The sequence below is a fragment of the Kitasatospora sp. MAA19 genome (genome assembly GCF_029894125.1).
GTDB lineage: Bacteria > Actinomycetota > Actinomycetes > Streptomycetales > Streptomycetaceae > Kitasatospora.
Genome location: NZ_JARXYZ010000001.1, coordinates 90,440 through 106,139 on the forward strand (window position 1 = coordinate 90,440; position 15,700 = coordinate 106,139).

Annotated in this window: 18 protein-coding genes and 1 tRNA gene; 6 read left to right on the plus strand and 13 right to left on the minus strand. The window is 71.8% G+C overall.

Annotation, left to right across the window (positions count from 1 at the left end; genetic code table 11):
* Positions 1-33: 33 nt before the first annotated feature.
* The 5 genes from P3T27_RS00340 to P3T27_RS00360 form a co-directional block, all read right to left on the minus strand.
* Positions 34-867 (minus strand): MBL fold metallo-hydrolase, encoded by an 834-nt coding sequence (locus P3T27_RS00340; protein ID WP_280673422.1) that lies wholly within the window; start codon positions 865-867, stop codon positions 34-36.
* Positions 864-1,037 carry a hypothetical protein gene (locus tag P3T27_RS00345; RefSeq protein WP_280673424.1) on the minus strand — a complete coding sequence of 58 codons (174 nt, stop codon included), beginning with the start codon at positions 1,035-1,037 and terminating at the stop codon, positions 864-866. The genes P3T27_RS00340 and P3T27_RS00345 overlap by 4 nt, the downstream gene beginning before the upstream one ends.
* Positions 1,038-1,178: 141 nt before the next feature.
* Positions 1,179-2,045, minus strand: coding sequence for an NUDIX hydrolase (locus P3T27_RS00350; protein WP_280673427.1), 867 nt, complete (start codon positions 2,043-2,045; stop codon positions 1,179-1,181).
* A 64-nt stretch (positions 2,046-2,109) separates the two neighbouring features.
* Positions 2,110-2,577 carry a RidA family protein gene (locus P3T27_RS00355; RefSeq protein ID WP_280673430.1) on the minus strand — a complete coding sequence of 156 codons (468 nt, stop codon included), beginning with the start codon at positions 2,575-2,577 and terminating at the stop codon, positions 2,110-2,112.
* A complete protein-coding gene (locus P3T27_RS00360) occupies positions 2,574-2,732 on the minus strand; it encodes a DUF4177 domain-containing protein (RefSeq protein ID WP_094743074.1) in 159 nt (52 codons plus the stop codon). The genes P3T27_RS00355 and P3T27_RS00360 overlap by 4 nt, the downstream gene beginning before the upstream one ends.
* 208 nt (positions 2,733-2,940) lie before the next feature.
* On the opposite strand from P3T27_RS00360, the gene P3T27_RS00365 reads away from it, so the two are divergent.
* Positions 2,941-4,023: an ArsA-related P-loop ATPase gene (locus P3T27_RS00365; protein ID WP_280673436.1), complete on the plus strand. Its 1,083-nt coding sequence runs from the start codon at positions 2,941-2,943 to the stop codon at positions 4,021-4,023.
* 128 nt (positions 4,024-4,151) lie between these two features.
* Complete coding sequence (locus P3T27_RS00370) at positions 4,152-5,270, plus strand: ArsA family ATPase (RefSeq protein WP_280674089.1); 1,119 nt, start codon at positions 4,152-4,154, stop codon at positions 5,268-5,270.
* A gap of 209 nt (positions 5,271-5,479) precedes the next feature.
* Here P3T27_RS00370 and P3T27_RS00375 read toward each other — a convergent pair whose 3' ends face one another.
* Positions 5,480-5,803, minus strand: coding sequence for a WhiB family transcriptional regulator (locus P3T27_RS00375; RefSeq protein ID WP_033333275.1), 324 nt, complete (start codon positions 5,801-5,803; stop codon positions 5,480-5,482).
* 423 nt (positions 5,804-6,226) lie between these two features.
* On the opposite strand from P3T27_RS00375, the gene P3T27_RS00380 reads away from it, so the two are divergent.
* Positions 6,227-8,605, plus strand: coding sequence for a transglycosylase domain-containing protein (locus P3T27_RS00380; protein WP_280673439.1), 2,379 nt, complete (start codon positions 6,227-6,229; stop codon positions 8,603-8,605).
* Positions 8,606-8,789: 184 nt separating this feature from the next.
* Here P3T27_RS00380 and P3T27_RS00385 read toward each other — a convergent pair whose 3' ends face one another.
* Positions 8,790-9,245 (minus strand): GatB/YqeY domain-containing protein, encoded by a 456-nt coding sequence (locus P3T27_RS00385; protein ID WP_280673441.1) that lies wholly within the window; start codon positions 9,243-9,245, stop codon positions 8,790-8,792.
* Between the two features lie 146 nt (positions 9,246-9,391).
* On the opposite strand from P3T27_RS00385, the gene P3T27_RS00390 reads away from it, so the two are divergent.
* The 3 genes from P3T27_RS00390 (at position 9,392) to P3T27_RS00400 (ending at position 11,203) form a co-directional block, all read left to right on the plus strand.
* On the plus strand, positions 9,392-10,018 hold the full coding sequence (locus P3T27_RS00390; protein ID WP_280673443.1) for a CGNR zinc finger domain-containing protein: 627 nt from the start codon (positions 9,392-9,394) through the stop codon (positions 10,016-10,018).
* 66 nt (positions 10,019-10,084) lie between these two features.
* Positions 10,085-11,029, plus strand: a complete 945-nt coding sequence (locus P3T27_RS00395; protein WP_280673445.1) for a metallophosphoesterase — start codon at positions 10,085-10,087, stop codon at positions 11,027-11,029.
* 100 nt (positions 11,030-11,129) lie between these two features.
* Positions 11,130-11,203 (plus strand) — tRNA-Pro (locus tag P3T27_RS00400).
* A gap of 157 nt (positions 11,204-11,360) precedes the next feature.
* On the opposite strand, the gene P3T27_RS00405 is transcribed toward P3T27_RS00400, so the two are convergent.
* Genes P3T27_RS00405 through P3T27_RS00430 form a run of 6 tightly spaced genes read right to left on the minus strand, consistent with a single transcriptional unit; the run spans position 11,361 to position 15,659 of the window.
* On the minus strand, positions 11,361-11,861 hold the full coding sequence (locus tag P3T27_RS00405; protein ID WP_280673447.1) for an N-acetyltransferase family protein: 501 nt from the start codon (positions 11,859-11,861) through the stop codon (positions 11,361-11,363).
* Positions 11,858-12,277 (minus strand): arsenate reductase ArsC, encoded by a 420-nt coding sequence (locus P3T27_RS00410; protein WP_280673449.1) that lies wholly within the window; start codon positions 12,275-12,277, stop codon positions 11,858-11,860. The genes P3T27_RS00405 and P3T27_RS00410 overlap by 4 nt, the downstream gene beginning before the upstream one ends.
* A gap of 35 nt (positions 12,278-12,312) precedes the next feature.
* On the minus strand, positions 12,313-13,059 hold the full coding sequence (locus P3T27_RS00415) for an MIP/aquaporin family protein (RefSeq protein ID WP_280673451.1): 747 nt from the start codon (positions 13,057-13,059) through the stop codon (positions 12,313-12,315).
* Complete coding sequence (locus P3T27_RS00420) at positions 13,056-13,439, minus strand: metalloregulator ArsR/SmtB family transcription factor (protein ID WP_280673453.1); 384 nt, start codon at positions 13,437-13,439, stop codon at positions 13,056-13,058. The genes P3T27_RS00415 and P3T27_RS00420 overlap by 4 nt, the downstream gene beginning before the upstream one ends.
* Positions 13,440-13,455: 16 nt before the next feature.
* Positions 13,456-13,698 carry a hypothetical protein gene (locus tag P3T27_RS00425; RefSeq protein WP_280673455.1) on the minus strand — a complete coding sequence of 81 codons (243 nt, stop codon included), beginning with the start codon at positions 13,696-13,698 and terminating at the stop codon, positions 13,456-13,458.
* Positions 13,695-15,659: a glycoside hydrolase family 9 protein gene (locus P3T27_RS00430; protein WP_280673457.1), complete on the minus strand. Its 1,965-nt coding sequence runs from the start codon at positions 15,657-15,659 to the stop codon at positions 13,695-13,697. The genes P3T27_RS00425 and P3T27_RS00430 overlap by 4 nt, the downstream gene beginning before the upstream one ends.
* Between the last annotated feature and the right edge of the window lie 41 nt (positions 15,660-15,700).

Below are 15,700 nucleotides of genomic sequence, written 5' to 3' on the forward strand. Positions count from 1 at the left end.
TTCTCCCCGGGTTGCACGGGGCTTGCACCCCGGTCAGTCGAGGCCCGGGATCAGCCCGTGCTCCTCCAGGTACTCCAGCTGCGCCCGGACCGAGAGCTCGGCGGCCGGCCAGAGCGTCCGGTCGACGTCGGCGTAGACCCGGGCCACCACCTCCTCCGCGGTCCGGCAGCCGGCCTCGACCGCGGTCTCCACCTGCGCGAGCCGGGTGGCCCGGTGGGCGAGGTAGTAGTCGACGGCGCCGAGCGCGTCCGCGAGCACCGGGCCGTGGCCGGGCAGTACCGTCCGCACGCCGTGCGCGGAGGCCATCGTGTGCAGGTGGCGCAGCGAGTCCAGGTAGTCGCCGAGCCGGCCGTCGGGGTGGGCGACCATCGTGGTGCCGCGGCCGAGGACGGTGTCGCCGGTGAGGATCGCGCCGTCGGCGGGCAGGTGGAAGGTCAGCGAGTCCGAGGTGTGGCCGGGGGTGGCGACCACCCGCAGGTCGAGGCCGCCGACGTCCAGCCGCTGGCCGTTGACCAGGCCCTCGGAGCCCAGCCGGTGCGCCGGGTCCAGGGCGCGCACCTCGGTGCCGGTGAGTTCGGCGAAGCGGGCCGCGCCCTCGGAGTGGTCGGCGTGGCCGTGGGTGAGCAGGGTCAGCGCGACGCGCTTGCCCTGCTGCTCCGCGAGGTCGACCACCCGGCGCAGATGTCCCTCGTGCAGCGGGCCCGGGTCGATCACCACGGCGAGGTCCGAGCCGGGCTCGGAGAGCAGCCAGGTGTTGGTGCCGTCCAGCGTCATCGGCGACGGGTTCGGCGCCAGCACGCACAGCGCCCGAGGGGTGGCCTCGCCGTCGATGGCGGCGGCGGGGTCGCCCGGCAGGAGTCCGCTCACCGGCTGCCCTCGCCGTCGCGGTACAGGGCCCTCGGCGGCAGCGGCCGGACGAGGGACCGCCGGGTCGCCTCGACGAACGGGACCGGGCCCTCGCAGGCCGGGGTGCGGGGGATCAGGCGGCGGGCGGGCAGCGCGGGTGCCGTCCGGCGAGCCACGTCGTTGTGGGTCATCGGGCGTCGGTCCTTTCTGTTCGGCGGCTCTGTTCGGCGTCGGTGGTGCATTGTCGGTGTTCCGCGTCGTTGGTGCTCGATGTCGGTTCTGTTCGGCGTCACCGGTGCTCCGCGGTGGTGGCGTTCGCCGTTGCCGTGCGGTCAGGCGTCCTCGGGGAAGTCCCCGTCGATGGTCAGTTCGTCGTACCCGGGCCAGCGGACCGTCATCCGGTCCCCCCGGACCTCGGCCCGGCCCAGCACCGGCGCCAGCGATCGCCCGGCGGCCGCGGCCAGGGCCTCGGCGGCGGTGCGCACCGGCGACAGCTCGCGCAGCACCGTCACGGTCGGCGGCAGCATCCCGAACCGGCCCTCCTGGTGGCCCCGGACGGCCTCGGAGGGCGTCAGCCAGGCCACCCGGTCGGCCTCGCCGACCTCCAGGGCCGCGCGCTGCCCGGTCGGCAGCGCGGCGACGAAGAACCAGGTGTCGTAGCGGCGCTCCTCGAACTCCGGGGTGACCCAGCGGGCCCAGCCGCCCAGCAGGTCGCTGCGCAGCACCAGGCCGTGGTCGCGGAGGAACTCGGCGAAGGACAGCTCGTGCGCCTCCAGCGCGGCCCGCTCGGCGCTCCAGTCGCGCGGCGCGGCGACGCTGTCCGCGTCCGGCCCGGCCAGCAGGACCCCGGCCTCCTCGAAGGTCTCGCGGACGGCCGCGCAGACCACCGCCCGCGCCGTCCGGGCGTCCACCCCGAGCCGCCGCGCCCACTCCTCGGGCGTCGGCCCGGACCAGCCCGTCTCCACCTCGGCGTCGCGCGGATCCACCCCACCGCCCGGGTAGGCGTACATGCCGGCCGCGAAGGCCATCGAGGTGCGCCGGCGCAGCAGGTACGCCTGCGGCCCGTCGGCCGCGTCGCGCAGCAGCACGACCGTCGCGGCGGGCCTGGGCACCGCCGGGGTCAGCGCGCCGGAGTCGACCGCCCGGATCCGGGCGGGCCAACCGGGCGGCATCGGGAGCGTCGTCGCTCGATGGTCCATGCCCGGATGCTAAGCGCACGAAGGCGGGGTTGGACAGGCCCAACCCCGCCTTTCGCGATCACGGTCAGTTGGTCTTGACCCGCACCTGCAGCTCGACCTCGACCGGGGCGTCCAGCGGCAGCACCGCGACGCCGACCGCGCTGCGGGCGTGCACGCCCGCCTCGCCCAGCACCTTGCCGAGCAGCTCGCTGGCGCCGTTGATCACGCCCGGCTGGCCGGTGAAGTCGGGGGCCGAGGCGACGAAGCCGACGACCTTCACGACCCGCTCGATCTGGTCCAGGTCGCCGATCACCGACTTGATCGCGGCCAGCGCGTTCAGCGCGCAGGTCTGCGCGAGCTCCTTGGCCTCCTCCGGGGACACCTCGGCGCCGACCTTGCCGGTGCTCGGCAGCTTGCCGCCGACGACCGGCAGCTGGCCGGAGGTGAACACGAACTCGCCCGCGCGCAGGGCCGGCACGTACGCGGCGACCGGGGCGGCCACCGGCGGCAGGGTCAGACCCAGGTCCGCGAGCTTCACCTCGACCTTGCTCATGCGTTCTTCTCCCGCTTGAAGTAGGCCACCAGCTGCTCCGGGTTCGGGCCCGGCACGACCTGGACGAGCTCCCAGCCGTCCTCGCCGAAGTTGTCCAGGATCTGCTTGGTGGCGTGCACGAGCAGAGGCGCCGTCATGTATTCCCACTTGGTCATGGCCAGACTCTAGACGAGCCGCCGCGGCGATCGGCGCCGCCCACGGACCGGCGTGTGAGGTGGCCCACAAAGGGGGCATGATTCAGGCCCGGCCCCCCTGGTGCTCCGGGCATCCGGCGCGCTCCCTGGTTACCCTCGCGAGAGGGCACCGGAGATCGGGCCGGCCGACGGAGCGGCCCCCGGCCCACGAGACGGACGGAGACGGAGCGTGGCACGCACCCCCGGCCAGGCGGCCCGGCGCGACCCCGACTGGGAGGGCGTCCGGCTGCACGTGGTCAGCGGCAAGGGCGGCACCGGGAAGACCACGCTGGCCGCCGCGCTGGCGCTGGCACTCGCCGCCGACGGCGGGCGGGTCCTGCTCATCGAGGTCGAGGGGCGGCAGGGCATCGCCGAACTGTTCGGCATCGCCGCCCTCCCGTACGAGGAGCGCCGGATCGCCTCGGTCTCCCGCGCCCAGCTGGGCCTGCCGCCCGACGAGGGGGGCGGCGGTGGCGGCGGCGAAGTGTTCGCGCTGGCCATCGACACCGAGCTCGCGCTGCTCGAGTACCTGGAGATGTTCTACAAGCTCGGCCGGGCCGGCAAGGCGCTGCAGAAGGTCGGCTTCGTCGACTTCGCGACCACCATCGCGCCCGGCGTACGGGACGTCCTGCTCACCGGCAAGGCCTGCGAGGCGGCCCGGCGCAAGGGCCCGGACGGCCGCCGCCGCTACGACGCGGTCGTGATGGACGCGCCACCGACCGGACGGCTCACCCGGTTCCTGAACGTGAACGCCGAGGTCGCCGGGCTGGCCCGGATCGGGCCGATACACACGCAGGCGCAGGCCGTGATGCGGGTGCTGAAGTCGCCGGAGACCGCGGTGCACCTGGTCACCCTGCTGGAGGAGATGCCGGTGCAGGAGACGGTCGACGGCTTCGCCGAGCTGCGCGAGGCCAGGCTCCCGGTGGGCGGGGTGATGGTCAACATGGTCCGGCCGCCGGTGCTGGACGCCGCGGCGGTGGCCGCAGTGGACGGGGACCACCGCGAAGAGGTCGCCCTGGCCCTCGGCGAGGCCGGGCTCGGCGGGCGCTCGCGCAAGACGGAGACCGTCCGGGCGGCGGTGGAGCCGCTGCTCGACCCGCTGCTGGCGCAGGCCCGGGAACACGCCGAGCGGGTCGAGCTGGAGCGTGAGCAGCGCGCCGATCTGCAGCAGCTGCGGCTCCCCACCTACGAACTTCCGCTGCTGGGCGAGGGCGTGTACCTCGGCGGGCTGTACCGGCTGGCGGGCGAACTGAAACGGCAGGGGGCGGCGTGACCAGCAGCGGAACCAGCGGCGGCAGCGGCGGGGCCGGCCGGACCAGCGGCCACGGCGGCAGCGGCGGCCACCACGGCAACGGCGGCAACGGCGTACGCTCCACCGGCAGCCGACTCGCCGTCGACAGGCTGATCGACGACCCGAAGACCAGGATCATCGTCTGCTGCGGCTCCGGCGGCGTCGGCAAGACCACCACCGCCGCGGCGATCGGCCTGCGGGCCGCCGAACGCGGTCGCAAGGTCGTGGTGCTGACCATCGACCCGGCCCGGCGGCTCGCCCAGTCGATGGGCCTGACCGAGCTGGACAACACCCCCCGGGTCGTCAAGGGGGTCACCGGCGACGGCGAGCTGCAGGCCATGATGCTCGACATGAAGCGGACCTTCGACGAGGTCGTGCTCGCCCACGCCGAACCCGAACGGGCCAAGGCGATCATGGAGAACCCGTTCTACCAGTCCCTGTCGGCCGGCTTCGCGGGCACGCAGGAGTACATGGCGATGGAGAAGCTCGGGCAGCTGCGCGCCGCCGAGGAGTGGGACCTGATCGTCGTCGACACCCCGCCGTCCCGCTCGGCGCTGGACTTCCTGGACGCACCCAACCGGCTCGGGTCCTTCCTCGACGGCCGGGTGATCCGGATCCTGACCGCCCCGGCCAAGGTCGGCGGCCGCAGTGCGATGAGGTTCCTCAACGCCGGGATGGGCCTGCTCACCGGCACCCTGGGCAAGATCTTCGGCGCCCAGTTGCTCACCGACGTGCAGACCTTCGTCAGCGCGATGGACTCGATGTTCGGCGGCTTCCGCGAGCGCGCCGACCGCACGTACCAGCTGCTCAAGGCGCCGGGCACGGCGTTCCTGGTGGTGGCCGCGCCGGAGCGGGACGCGCTGCGCGAGGCGGCGTACTTCGTCGACCGGCTCGCCGCGGACCGGATGCCGCTGGCCGGGCTGGTGCTCAACCGGGTGCACGGCTCGGGCGCGCCGCAGCTCACCGCGGAACGGGCGCTGGCGGCCGCCGAGGCCCTGGAGGAGAACGGCTCGGAGCACGCCTCGCCCGAGGCCGAACTGCTCGCGGCCGGGTTGCTGCGGCTGCACGCCGAGCGGATGCAGATCATGGGGCGGGAGCGCCGCACCCGGGACCGCTTCGTGTCGGTGTACCCGGACGTGCCGATCGTGGAGGTCGCCGCGCTGCCTGGCGACGTGCACGACCTGGACGGGCTGCGGGCCATCGGGGACCGGCTCAGCGGCACCGCGTAGGCGCCGACCCGCGCCGGACGCCTGGCACCGACGTATCCGGCGCGGGTGCGCCTGTGCCCCCAGCACAGGTGTGCCCGTCGCCGGTGTGCTCGGCGCCGTCATGTTCGTCGCCGTCGTGCTCGGCGCCGTCATGTTCGTCGCCGTCGCGCTCAGCGCCGGTATGCCCAGCGCCGTCGTGCTCAGCGCCGGTACGCCCGGCGCCGTCGTGCTCAGCCCGCCTGGGCGTAGTCCGTCAGTATCACACCGGTGGCGAGGGACTCCTCGTACTCGGTGCGGGCCGTCTCCAGCAGTCTCCGCCACGACATGACCGTCGGGCGGCGGCGCAGCAGCGCCCGGCGCTCGCGCTCCGTCATCCCGCCCCAGACCCCGAACTCGACCCGGTTGTCCAGTGCGTCTGCCAGACATTCCGTGCGAACGGGGCACCCGCTGCACACCGCCTTGGCGCGGTTCTGCGCCGCCCCCTGGACGAACAACTCGTCCGGATCACTCGTGCGGCAGGCGGCCTGCGCACTCCAGTCGTCAACCCAGCCCATCCCGGCGCCGTCCTCTCCCGTATCGAGGCTCCCCCACGGCGGCAACGGCATACTCACCGTTGCCAGTTGAGGACGTTACGGAAGAACGGCAGCTTGCAACAGCCCCTCCGGGCTCAATCTCGAATGACCCGATTGGACTATGGGTACCGGTCAGCTCACTCGTTGGAGTGATCGCAGGTCGCAAGCCTTGCCAAGCGCGCGGCAGCAACTCTCGCCACGCGCGTCATCACTGAGCGCTACGGTCCACACGGGTACAGCAGGCCACAGCTGCCTCAATAACCGCCCAAGGATGGGCAATTCGGGCAAGTCTCCGCACTCACAAGAGTGAATAGTGTTGACGCACCGAAGCTGTCGCAAGCTTGTGACAAGCGTAGGCGAACACCTGCCCCTATGTGCGGGATTCGGCGACGTAGGGTTCTCCCCATGGCACCGAAGCGCCCCCAGGCACCCCAGCCCCCAGGCAACACCGGAGCTCCGCGCGGCAAACGCCGCGAGTCACCGCTGGACTTCGCGGGACACGGAGTGAAGTTCCTGGGCGTCAGCGTGCTCTCCGGAGTCCTGCTGGCAGGCCTCGCCCTGCCCGCCGTCGGCGCCATCGGGCTGACCGCCAAGGACACGGCGGAGAGCTTTGCCAACATCTCCGACGACTTCAAGACCCCGCCGCTCACCCAGGCGACGCAGATCTTCGACGCCAAGGGCGGCCTGATCGCCAAGGTCTACGAGCGCGACCGCACCGTCCTGACCGCCGACCAGATGTCCACGTACATGCGGCAGGCCCAGGTCGACATCGAGGACGCCCGCTTCTACGAGCACGGCGCCGTCGACCTCAAGGGCGTGCTCCGCGCGATCGGCAAGAACGCCGAGAGCGGCACCGCCTCGCAGGGCGCCTCGACGCTGACCCAGCAGTACGTGAAGAACGTCAACGTCGAGAAGGCCGGCGAGGACCAGGCCGCGGTACTGGAGGCGCAACGCAAGACCCTGGGCCGCAAGATCCAGGAGCTCAAGGTCGCGATCAAGTTGGAGGAGGATCTGTCGAAGGACCAGATCCTCACCAACTACCTGAACATCACCTTCTACGGCCACCAGGCCTACGGGGTCGAGGCCGCCTCCCAGCGCTACTTCAGCAAGAGCAACAAGGACCTGACCATCGCCGAGGCCGCCACCCTGGCCGGCATGGTGCAGAACCCGTCGTCCTTCGACCCGGTGCGCTACCCCGAGAACACGGTCAAGCGCCGCAACGTCGTGATCGACAAGATGGTCGAGAACAAGCACATCACCGCGGACCAGGCCAAGGAGGCGAAGGCCGCCCCGCTGGGCCTGAAGTTCAAGGACCCGCAGAACGGCTGCATCACCGCCCAGGCCGGCATGGGCTTCTTCTGCGACTACGTGCGCCACGTGGTCAAGCAGGACCCGGCGTTCGGCAAGAACGCCGCCGACCGCAAGAAGCTGTGGGACACCGGCGGTCTGAACATCTACACCACGCTGGACCCGGACAAGCAGGCCGCCGCCCAGAACGCCGTCACCAAGAAGGTCAACGTGACCGACTCGGTGTCGGCCGCCGCGACCATGATGGAACCCGGCAGCGGCAAGATCCTGGCGATGGCCCAGACCCGCCCGTACGGCCTGGACCCGAACAAGAACCAGACCGTCGTCAACCTGAACGTCGACGCCTCGATGGGCGGCGGCAACGGCTTCCAGACCGGCTCGACCTTCAAGCCGATCCTGGCCGCGGCGGCCCTGGAGTCGGGCATGTCGGCCACCCAGGCGTTCCCCTCCCAGAACAAGATCGACTACCCGCAGATGTCCACCTGCTCGGGCACCTGGAAGAACACCGACAAGCCGAAGGCCACGGTCAAGAACGAGCAGGACAGCGAGGTCGGCCCGTACGAGCTCAAGGAGGCGATGGCCCGCTCGGTCAACACCTACTTCGTGCAGATGGAGCAGCAGGTCGGCCTCTGCTCGATGAAGCAGATGGCCAACAAGCTGGGCATCACCCAGTCCGCCAAGGGCGACGCCTTCCAGGAGGTCCCCTCGATGGTCCTGGGCACCATGGAGCTCAGCCCGCTGACCATGGCGAACGTCTACGCGACCTTCGCGGCCCGCGGCAAGTACTGCACCCCGATCGCGATCAACAAGATCAGCACGGTCGACGGCAAGGACGTCGCCGTCCCGCAGTCCACCTGCAGCCAGGCCTTCTCCGAGAACACCGCGGACAACCTCAACACCGTCCTCCTCAACGTGACCGAGAAGGGCACCGCGGCCTCCCTCACCCTGGACGACGGTCGGCAGATCGCCGGTAAGACCGGTACCACCGACGAGAAGAAGGCCGCCTGGTTCAGCGGCTACACCCCGTCCCTCGCCACCTCGGTCTGGCTCGGCGGCCCGGCCGGCGGCGTGAAGATGAAGAACATCACCATCGGCGGCCACTACTTCAGTGAGGTGTTCGGCGCCGACGGCCCCGGCCCGATCTGGCAGATGGCGATGAACCAGGCGCTCAAGGGCACGGCCAAGGAGCAGCTCCAGACCGTCAACATCCCGGACCCGGTCAAGACCGACCCCAACGCCGGGGCCACCCCGCCGGCCGACCCGAACGCCCAGCAGCCCGGCGGCAACCCGCCGCCGGCCCAGGGCGGGAACCCGCCGCCGGCCCAGGGCGGCAACCCCGGAGGCAACCCCCCCGGGGGCGCCAACAACGCCGGCGGGATGATCGGCGGCGGGTTCACCTTCCCGCCGGGCATCATCGGCGGCAACGGCAACGGCGGGAACGGCAACGGCGGCAAGCACGGCGGTAACAACGGCTGAGCGGCCTCCGGCACGGCACGCTGAAGGGGCGCCCCCGAGAGTGATCTCGGGGGCGCCCCTTCGGGCTTTGCGGGTCGGGCTCTGTGCCCCCGGCGGGCGAACCTTCGTCGGTGCCTTCGTCGGTACCTTCGCGGGTGCGGCCCTGGTGGGTGCGGCCCTGGTGGGTGCGGCCCTGGTGGGTGGCTCAGCCCGTCAGCGCCGCCTTCACCGCGGCGGCGACCCGGCCGCCCTCCGCCAGGCCGTCCACCTTCGGCTTCACCAGCTTCATCACGGCGCCCATCGCCTGCGGGCCGGTCGCCCCGCTCTCGGCTACGGCGGCCGCCACGATCGCGGTCAGCTCGTCGTCGGAGAGCTGCTTGGGGAGGTACTCCGCCAGCACCTCGCCCTCCGCCCGCTCCCGGGCCGCCTGGTCGGTCCGGCCCGCGGTGTCGAACGCCTCGGCGGCCTCCCGGCGCTTCTTCGCCTCGCGGGCGATCACCTTCAGCACGTCGGCGTCGGACAGCTCGCGCTTCGCCTTGCCCGCCACCTCCTCGCTGGTGACGGCAGCCAGCGTGAGCCGGATGGTGGACGAGCGCAGCTCGTCCCGGTTCCTGATGGCAGCCGTGAGGTCCTCCTGCAGCTGCGCCTTGAGCGTCGTCATGGCCCCGAGTCTTTCACCTGCGGCGTTCGGTCGCTTGCCATTAAGACCGACCGGCACATGGTGGGCGGTCGGTCTAAGCGGTCTGCGGGGTCCTCCCGAGGGTCCGCCGGGCTCTCCCCGCCGCAGTAACCTCTTATCCTGGTTACATGATGGACGGAGACCGAGGCGCCGCCGCCGGGCTGACCCTGACCACCCCCCAAGGCGCCGGCTTCCCCTTCGACCCCGGCGCCCTCTGCCTCGAACTGCTCACCACCGGCGGCCTCGGCCTCTACGCCCGCTACGAGGTCCTGCACCAGCCGTCCGACCTCGCCCGCTGGCTACCCCGCTCCCGGCTGCGGCTGCCCGCCGACGCCGTCCGCATCGACCCCGCCCAGCTCACCGCCACCCGCACCCTGCGCGACGCGCTCTGGCGGCTCGCCGCCGACCGTGCCCACGGCCGCCCCGGCACCGCCGCGGACTACGCCGTCCTCAACCAGGCCGCCGCACACCCGCCGATCGTCCCCCGGATCGCCCCCGACGGCACCGCCACCGCCCCGCTGCCCGCCGACGGCCACCAGATCGCCTCCACCCTCGCCCGCGACGCCATCGCCCTGCTCACCGGCCCGTACGCGGACCGGGTGCGCGAGTGCGGCGCGCACGACTGCCGGCTGATCTTCGTCGACACCTCGCGGCCCGGGCGGCGGCGCTGGTGCTCCATGGAACGCTGCGGCAACCGGCACAAGGTCCAGGCCCTGCGGGCCCGGCGCGCCGAAGACCACCCCGGAGCGGAGTAGTCCGCCGTATCCGCACCCGGCCACCGGACGTTCACCAGCTGATCCCCCGTCTGAGAGCATGGACCGATGCGACCGCTGTACTCCGTTCCCCTCGGCTTCGCCGCCGCCGGCGCCGCCTGCCTCGCCTACTCCGTCGGGTACGAGGTCCGTTCCTTCCGGCTCCGCCGGGTCGAGGTCCCCGTCCTGCCCCACGGCGCCCGGCCCATCCGGGTACTGCAGGTCTCCGACATCCACATGGTGAGCGGGCAGGGCAAGAAGCAGCGCTGGTTGCAGAGCCTCGCCGGCCTGCGCCCCGACCTCGTCGTCAACACCGGCGACAACCTCTCCGACCCGCTCGGCGTCCCCGCCGCCCTCGACGCGCTCGGTCCGCTCATGGACTTCCCCGGCGTCTACGTCTTCGGGTCCAACGACTACTACGGCCCGGCCCGCAGGAACCCGGCCCGCTACCTCCAGGCGATGCGCAGCGGCTCCCACGGCCTGAACAACGCCGACGGCACCGGCCGCCGCGGCATCACCGGCGCCGTCCGCAACCCGTGGGAGAAGCTCCGCGACGGCTTCGACGCGGCCGGCTGGCTCGACCTCACCAACACCCGCGGCCGGCTCACCATCGGCGGCCTCGACCTCGAATTCACCGGCCTCGACGACCCGCACATCCGCCGCGACCGCTACTCCGAGGTCGCCGGCGGCCCCTCCGCCGACGCCGACCTCTCCCTCGCCGTCGTCCACGCCCCCTACCTGCGTGTCCTCGACGCCTTCACCGCCGACCGCTACCCGCTGATCCTGGCCGGCCACACCCATGGCGGCCAGCTCTGCATCCCCTTCTACGGCGCCCTGGTCACCAACTGCGACCTCGACACCCGACGGGTCAAGGGCCTCTCCACCCACCAGGCCGGCGGCCGCCGCTCCTACCTCCACGTCTCCGCCGGCTGCGGCACCAACCGCTACACCCCCGTCCGCTTCGCCTGCCCCCCCGAGGCCACCCTCCTCACCCTCACCCCGGCCCCCCGCTGACCTGCACCGGACGCCCGCCGGGAACCGGATTTCGTGTCTCGGCGAGCGTCCGGTAGAGTTCTACTCGTTGCGACGGAGACAGAGCAACAAACCGCAGGACCGGGGTGTGGCGCAGCTTGGTAGCGCGCTTCGTTCGGGACGAAGAGGCCGTGGGTTCAAATCCCGCCACCCCGACCCAGGTCAGAGGCCCTATCGGAGAGATCCGATAGGGCCTCTGACGTTTCTGCAAACACGAAAGTACAGCAACCGCTCCGCCCCTCCCCGACCGCCGGCAACGCCTGCTGAGGAAGCGTCGGCAGAGCTGGTGGCTCCGCCGACGCCACCGGGTGATTCAGGACACAGTGGGGCTGCGGCGTTCGACGAGGGTGACGTCGCGCCAGGTGCCGTGGTGTTTGCCGATCCGTTCGCGGGTGCCGATGACGCGGAAGCCAGCGCGAGCGTGGAGGGCGAGGCTCGCCGTGTTCTCAGGGAAGATGCCGGACTGGATGGTCCAGATGCCTGCCGTCTCGGTCGAGGCGATCAGGGTGTCCAGGAGGGCGGCGCCGACGCCTCGGCCCCGTCCGTCCGGGTGGACGTAGACGGAGTGCTCGACGACGCCCGCGTACGCGCACCGGTCGGAGACGGCGACGGCGGCGGCCCAGCCGAGGACGCGGCCGTCAGCGTCGAGGGCAACCAGGCGGTGGTCCGGGAGCTTGGCCGCGTCGAAGGCGGCCCACGTCGGGGCGGTGGTCTCGAAGGTCGCGTTGCCCTCGTCGATGCCGAGCTGATAGATCGCCAAGACCTGATCAGCGTGCTCGGGCACCATGGTGCCGATGCGCACGGCGGGGCTCATGCGGCGGCCTCGACGCCAAGGTCGGCGAGCAGGCCGCGGATCCGCTCCTCGATCTCGTCGCGGATCGGGCGGACGGCGTCGACGCCCTGGCCAGCCGGGTCGTCCAGCTTCCAGTCCAGGTACCGCTTGCCGGGGACGGAGGGGCAGGCGTCGCCGCAGCCCATGGTGATCACCACGTCGGACGCCTGCACCGCCTCGACGGTCAGCACCTTCGGGGTTTCGGCGGAGATGTCGATGCCGACCTCGGCCATGGCCTCGACCACGGCCGGGTTCACGGTGTCGACCGGGGCGGAGCCGGCCGAGCGGACCTCGACCCGGTCGGCGCCGAGGCGGGTGAGGAAGGCGGCGGCCATCTGGGAGCGGCCGGCGTTGTGCACGCAGACGAACAGCACGGACGGGACGGCGGGAGCAGTCACGGGTCTCTTCCTTCGGGCAGGTGCGGGGCGGGGGTTCAGCGGCCGGAGGCGGCCGGGTGAAGCTCGCCGTGCGGGAGGACGACGTCCTCGGTGGCGGGCGCGGCGCGGCCGAAGAGCACGACGACCAGGGCGAGGCCGACGGCCAGGCCGACGAGCTGGGCGGCGACGAAGGCCGGAGCGGAGGCTGGGGTGATGCCGGCGAAGGTGTCGGTGAACGCCCGGCCGACGGTCACCGCCGGGTTGGCGAAGCTGGTCGAGGACGTGAACCAGTAGGCGGCGCCGATGTAGGAGGCGACCGCGACCGGGGCGAAGTGCTCGCGGCCGGTCCGGGCCAGGCCGAAGATCAGCAGGATGAGCCCGGCGGTCGCCACCACCTCGCCCAGCCACAGGTGCGGGGCGGAGCGGTCGTGGGTCGACCAGGCGACGAGCGGCTCGGCGAACATCGCATCCGCCAGCACTGCCCCGCCGATCGCCCCGGCGATTTGCGCCGGGACGTAGGCGGCAGCCTCGCGCAGGTTCGGCCCTTCTCCGCCGCGGCGGCCGGTCCACCACGCGGCCAGGGTGACCACCGGGTTGAAGTGCGCGCCGGAGACCGGGCCGAGCAAGGCGATCAGCACCCCGAGGCCGAACACCGTGGCCAGGGAGTTGGCCAGCAGCTGCACACCGACGTCCTGGGACAACTTGGTGGCCTGGATGCCCGAGCCGACCACCACCGCGACCAGCGCACCGGTCCCAACGAACTCCACTGCCGCCCGGCGGCCGAGCGAAGCCATCCCTGTCATCCCGCACCCCCGGCAGCCGCGCCAGCCGGGGCCTGCAGCAGGGAGGAGAGCGTGACCAGGGCAGCGGGCAGCACCCAGTAGTAAACCCAGGTGCCGCGCCGCTCGGAGCCGACCAGGCCAGCCTCGCGCAGCACCTTGAGGTGGTGGGAGATGGTCGGCTGGGAGACGTCGAACGGGCCCGTCAGGTCGCAGACGCATGCCTCGCCGCCCTCGTGCGAGGCGATCAGGGACAGCAGCCGCAGACGGACCGGGTCGGAGAGCGCCTTGAACATCCGCGCCAGGTCGACGGCCGCCTCCTCGCCCAGCGGCTCGCGGACCATCGGCGAGCAGCACACCACGGCATCGTCCTGCCCGAGGACGACCAGCTCTGAATTCGACATATGTCTATGTTGACAGTCATCTAACCAGTGAGCCAAGCTCGCTGTATCGACAGATGTCGATACAAGACACCGGACCGGGGAGGACCACCATGTCCCGTGTCTCCGGCAGCGGGAGCACGGACTCCGAGGCGTCGGTCTTGACCTCGGACTGCAGCCGCCGGCGGCGCGGGCGCTGGAGCTGCTGCTGCTGGACGAGGAGCTCGCCCCGGTCCAGCATGACGTCCAGAGCGGTCAGGGCGTCGCCCTGCGCGGTCGTCACCTGGCGTTGGCCTCGGCGTTCTGGGGGGTGGAGGCGGAGAGGGTGAAGGCGAGCAGGGCTGTGGCGGTGAAGTCGTCTGCGGATTCGACCGTCTGCCAGGCTCCTACGTGGTCCAGGTAGCCGCTGCCGCGTCCGTCGAAAGCCGCGAAGGGGTTGCCCTGGTTCGTCGGGCACTTGCGCATGGTGGGGAAGGAGTTGAGGTCCTTGAGCTTGGCAGCGGCGTTGGGGCCGTTGACGACACCGCCCAGCAGGATGTCACCGTCGCCGTCGAGGTCACCGGCGAGGTTGGCGGCCTGGTGCTCGGGGCAGTGCGGGAAGGTGGTGCCTGCCCCGATGACGAAGGAGGAACCCCAGGCGTTGGCGCCCAGCGTCCAGTTGCGCTGCTGGGTGGCGAAGGCGTCGTAGCGGGAGTCCCCGGTCACGCGGTGGTACAGCTGAGCGGTGGCGGCCAGACCGAAGGTGTGGGGCACGGAGTCGAAGTCGGTGTAGACGGCGCCGGCTCGGAACGGGTCGCGGGCCGCGCGGGAGCTGCCGTCGTCGAGCTGTCGCTTGAGGTCGGCGACAAGCTGGCTGCTGGTCACCTCTGTGCTCGGGGCGCCGTAGTTGAGGAGCTTGGCGAGGTCGGCGTGTGCGAGTGCGCTGACGTCGCCAAGCCCCAGGGTGCCCTTGGTGTCGGAGTCGATGTACTGCTTGGCCCAGTGGCCGGCTTGCTTGATCCAGCCGGCTGCCCGGTTGTCGCCGAGGGCCTGGCCGGCGAGGGCCAGCTCGCTGGCGCCGAATTCCATGTCGTCCTGCCAGGACGCCTCGGGATAGAACCCGTGGGGGAAAGCGGTGACCAGCTGGTCACCGGGTGCCGTATTGGCGAGTTCGTAGACGTGTGCGGCCTTCTCCAGCTCCGCGCGTGCCCGGTCCGGGTTGTCCGCCGCGTCCAGCTGGGCGGCCAGGGCGAAGGTCGCGGCGACGCGCCCGGCGAGGTTGGGGCTGATCGGCTTGCCGGGGGGTGCCGCACGGAAGACCGGCCGGTGCTTGATCAGGTAGTTCGGGTCGCCGGGCTTGACCTGGAGGGCGTCGTCGGCCTCGGGCAGGCGCCAGATGTCGTGATCGGAGCGGATCTTGCCGCTGCCGTCGTCCGTGTCGCCCTTGCCGAGACCGACCTGCACGTAGAGGGTGCGGGACTCGTCGTCCCACATCTTGTCGAGCCAGTCCAGCCCGTGGCGGCTCTCGGTGGCCAGCTCCTTCCCGCCGACGGGCACGGTCCGCTGCGCGAGCAGCAGACTCGCGGTGGAGTAGGAGGCGGTGTGCGTGAACTTGAGGAAGTCACCGGCATCGTTCCAGCCGCCGGAGACGTCGACCGGGCCGTCGACCGGCTTGAGGGGCGCCAGCAGAACCTTCTCGTCCGCGTCGTAGGCGGGGGTGTCGTACACGGTGGCCTGGCGGTCCGCCAGGTGCGAGGGCTTGCGTCGCAGCTCGGTGGGAACGACGTCGGCTCCGTCGCGCTGGGCCTGGAAGAAGCGGACGTTGTCCTGGACGAGCTTGCCGAACAGTTCGTCCGCAGGCGCGATGTGGAACTGCGGGGAGGTCGCGCTCACAGGCCCGGACACCTCCACCCGGTAGTCACCGGGCTCGGTGAGACGGGACAGGTCCAGGGTGTGAACGGCCTTGTAGGTGCTGTTCCACCCGCCGGTGGAGGCCCCGACCTTGCCACTCAGCACTTCCTTTCCGGAGGCGTCCCGCACCCGGAAGGACGCTGTGGACGCGGAGACGGAGGTCATGAGGTAGGCCTGTTTGGCCTCACCGGGCGTGTAGCCGACCTGGTCGACGCGCACCACGGCGCGAGGCGCTGCGGACGCGGAGGCCGCTGCCGTCGCTCCCTGGGCGGACTGGATGCAGCAGACCGCGAGCACGGTGGTTGCCACGCCGACAGCGGTCATGCCGATGACGCCGGTACGTATCTTTGCCATGCCCGCAGGCTGCCAGCGGCTTCATGAGGCGATCATGAGGA

Excerpts from the sequence above, each read along its gene's own strand:
- P3T27_RS00345 (WP_280673424.1), bottom strand. The coding sequence starts at position 1,037 with ATGACCCACAACGACGTGGCTCGCCGGACGGCACCCGCGCTGCCCGCC.
- P3T27_RS00350 (WP_280673427.1), bottom strand. The coding sequence starts at position 2,045 with ATGGACCATCGAGCGACGACGCTCCCGATGCCGCCCGGTTGGCCCGCC.
- P3T27_RS00355 (WP_280673430.1), bottom strand. The coding sequence starts at position 2,577 with ATGAGCAAGGTCGAGGTGAAGCTCGCGGACCTGGGTCTGACCCTGCCG.
- P3T27_RS00360 (WP_094743074.1), bottom strand. The coding sequence starts at position 2,732 with ATGACCAAGTGGGAATACATGACGGCGCCTCTGCTCGTGCACGCCACC.
- P3T27_RS00375 (WP_033333275.1), bottom strand. The coding sequence starts at position 5,803 with ATGGGCTGGGTTGACGACTGGAGTGCGCAGGCCGCCTGCCGCACGAGT.
- P3T27_RS00380 (WP_280673439.1), top strand. The coding sequence starts at position 6,227 with ATGGCACCGAAGCGCCCCCAGGCACCCCAGCCCCCAGGCAACACCGGA.
- P3T27_RS00385 (WP_280673441.1), bottom strand. The coding sequence starts at position 9,245 with ATGACGACGCTCAAGGCGCAGCTGCAGGAGGACCTCACGGCTGCCATC.
- P3T27_RS00390 (WP_280673443.1), top strand. The coding sequence starts at position 9,392 with ATGATGGACGGAGACCGAGGCGCCGCCGCCGGGCTGACCCTGACCACC.
- P3T27_RS00395 (WP_280673445.1), top strand. The coding sequence starts at position 10,085 with ATGCGACCGCTGTACTCCGTTCCCCTCGGCTTCGCCGCCGCCGGCGCC.
- P3T27_RS00405 (WP_280673447.1), bottom strand. The coding sequence starts at position 11,861 with ATGAGCCCCGCCGTGCGCATCGGCACCATGGTGCCCGAGCACGCTGAT.
- P3T27_RS00415 (WP_280673451.1), bottom strand. The coding sequence starts at position 13,059 with ATGACAGGGATGGCTTCGCTCGGCCGCCGGGCGGCAGTGGAGTTCGTT.
- P3T27_RS00420 (WP_280673453.1), bottom strand. The coding sequence starts at position 13,439 with ATGTCGAATTCAGAGCTGGTCGTCCTCGGGCAGGACGATGCCGTGGTG.
- P3T27_RS00430 (WP_280673457.1), bottom strand. The coding sequence starts at position 15,659 with ATGGCAAAGATACGTACCGGCGTCATCGGCATGACCGCTGTCGGCGTG.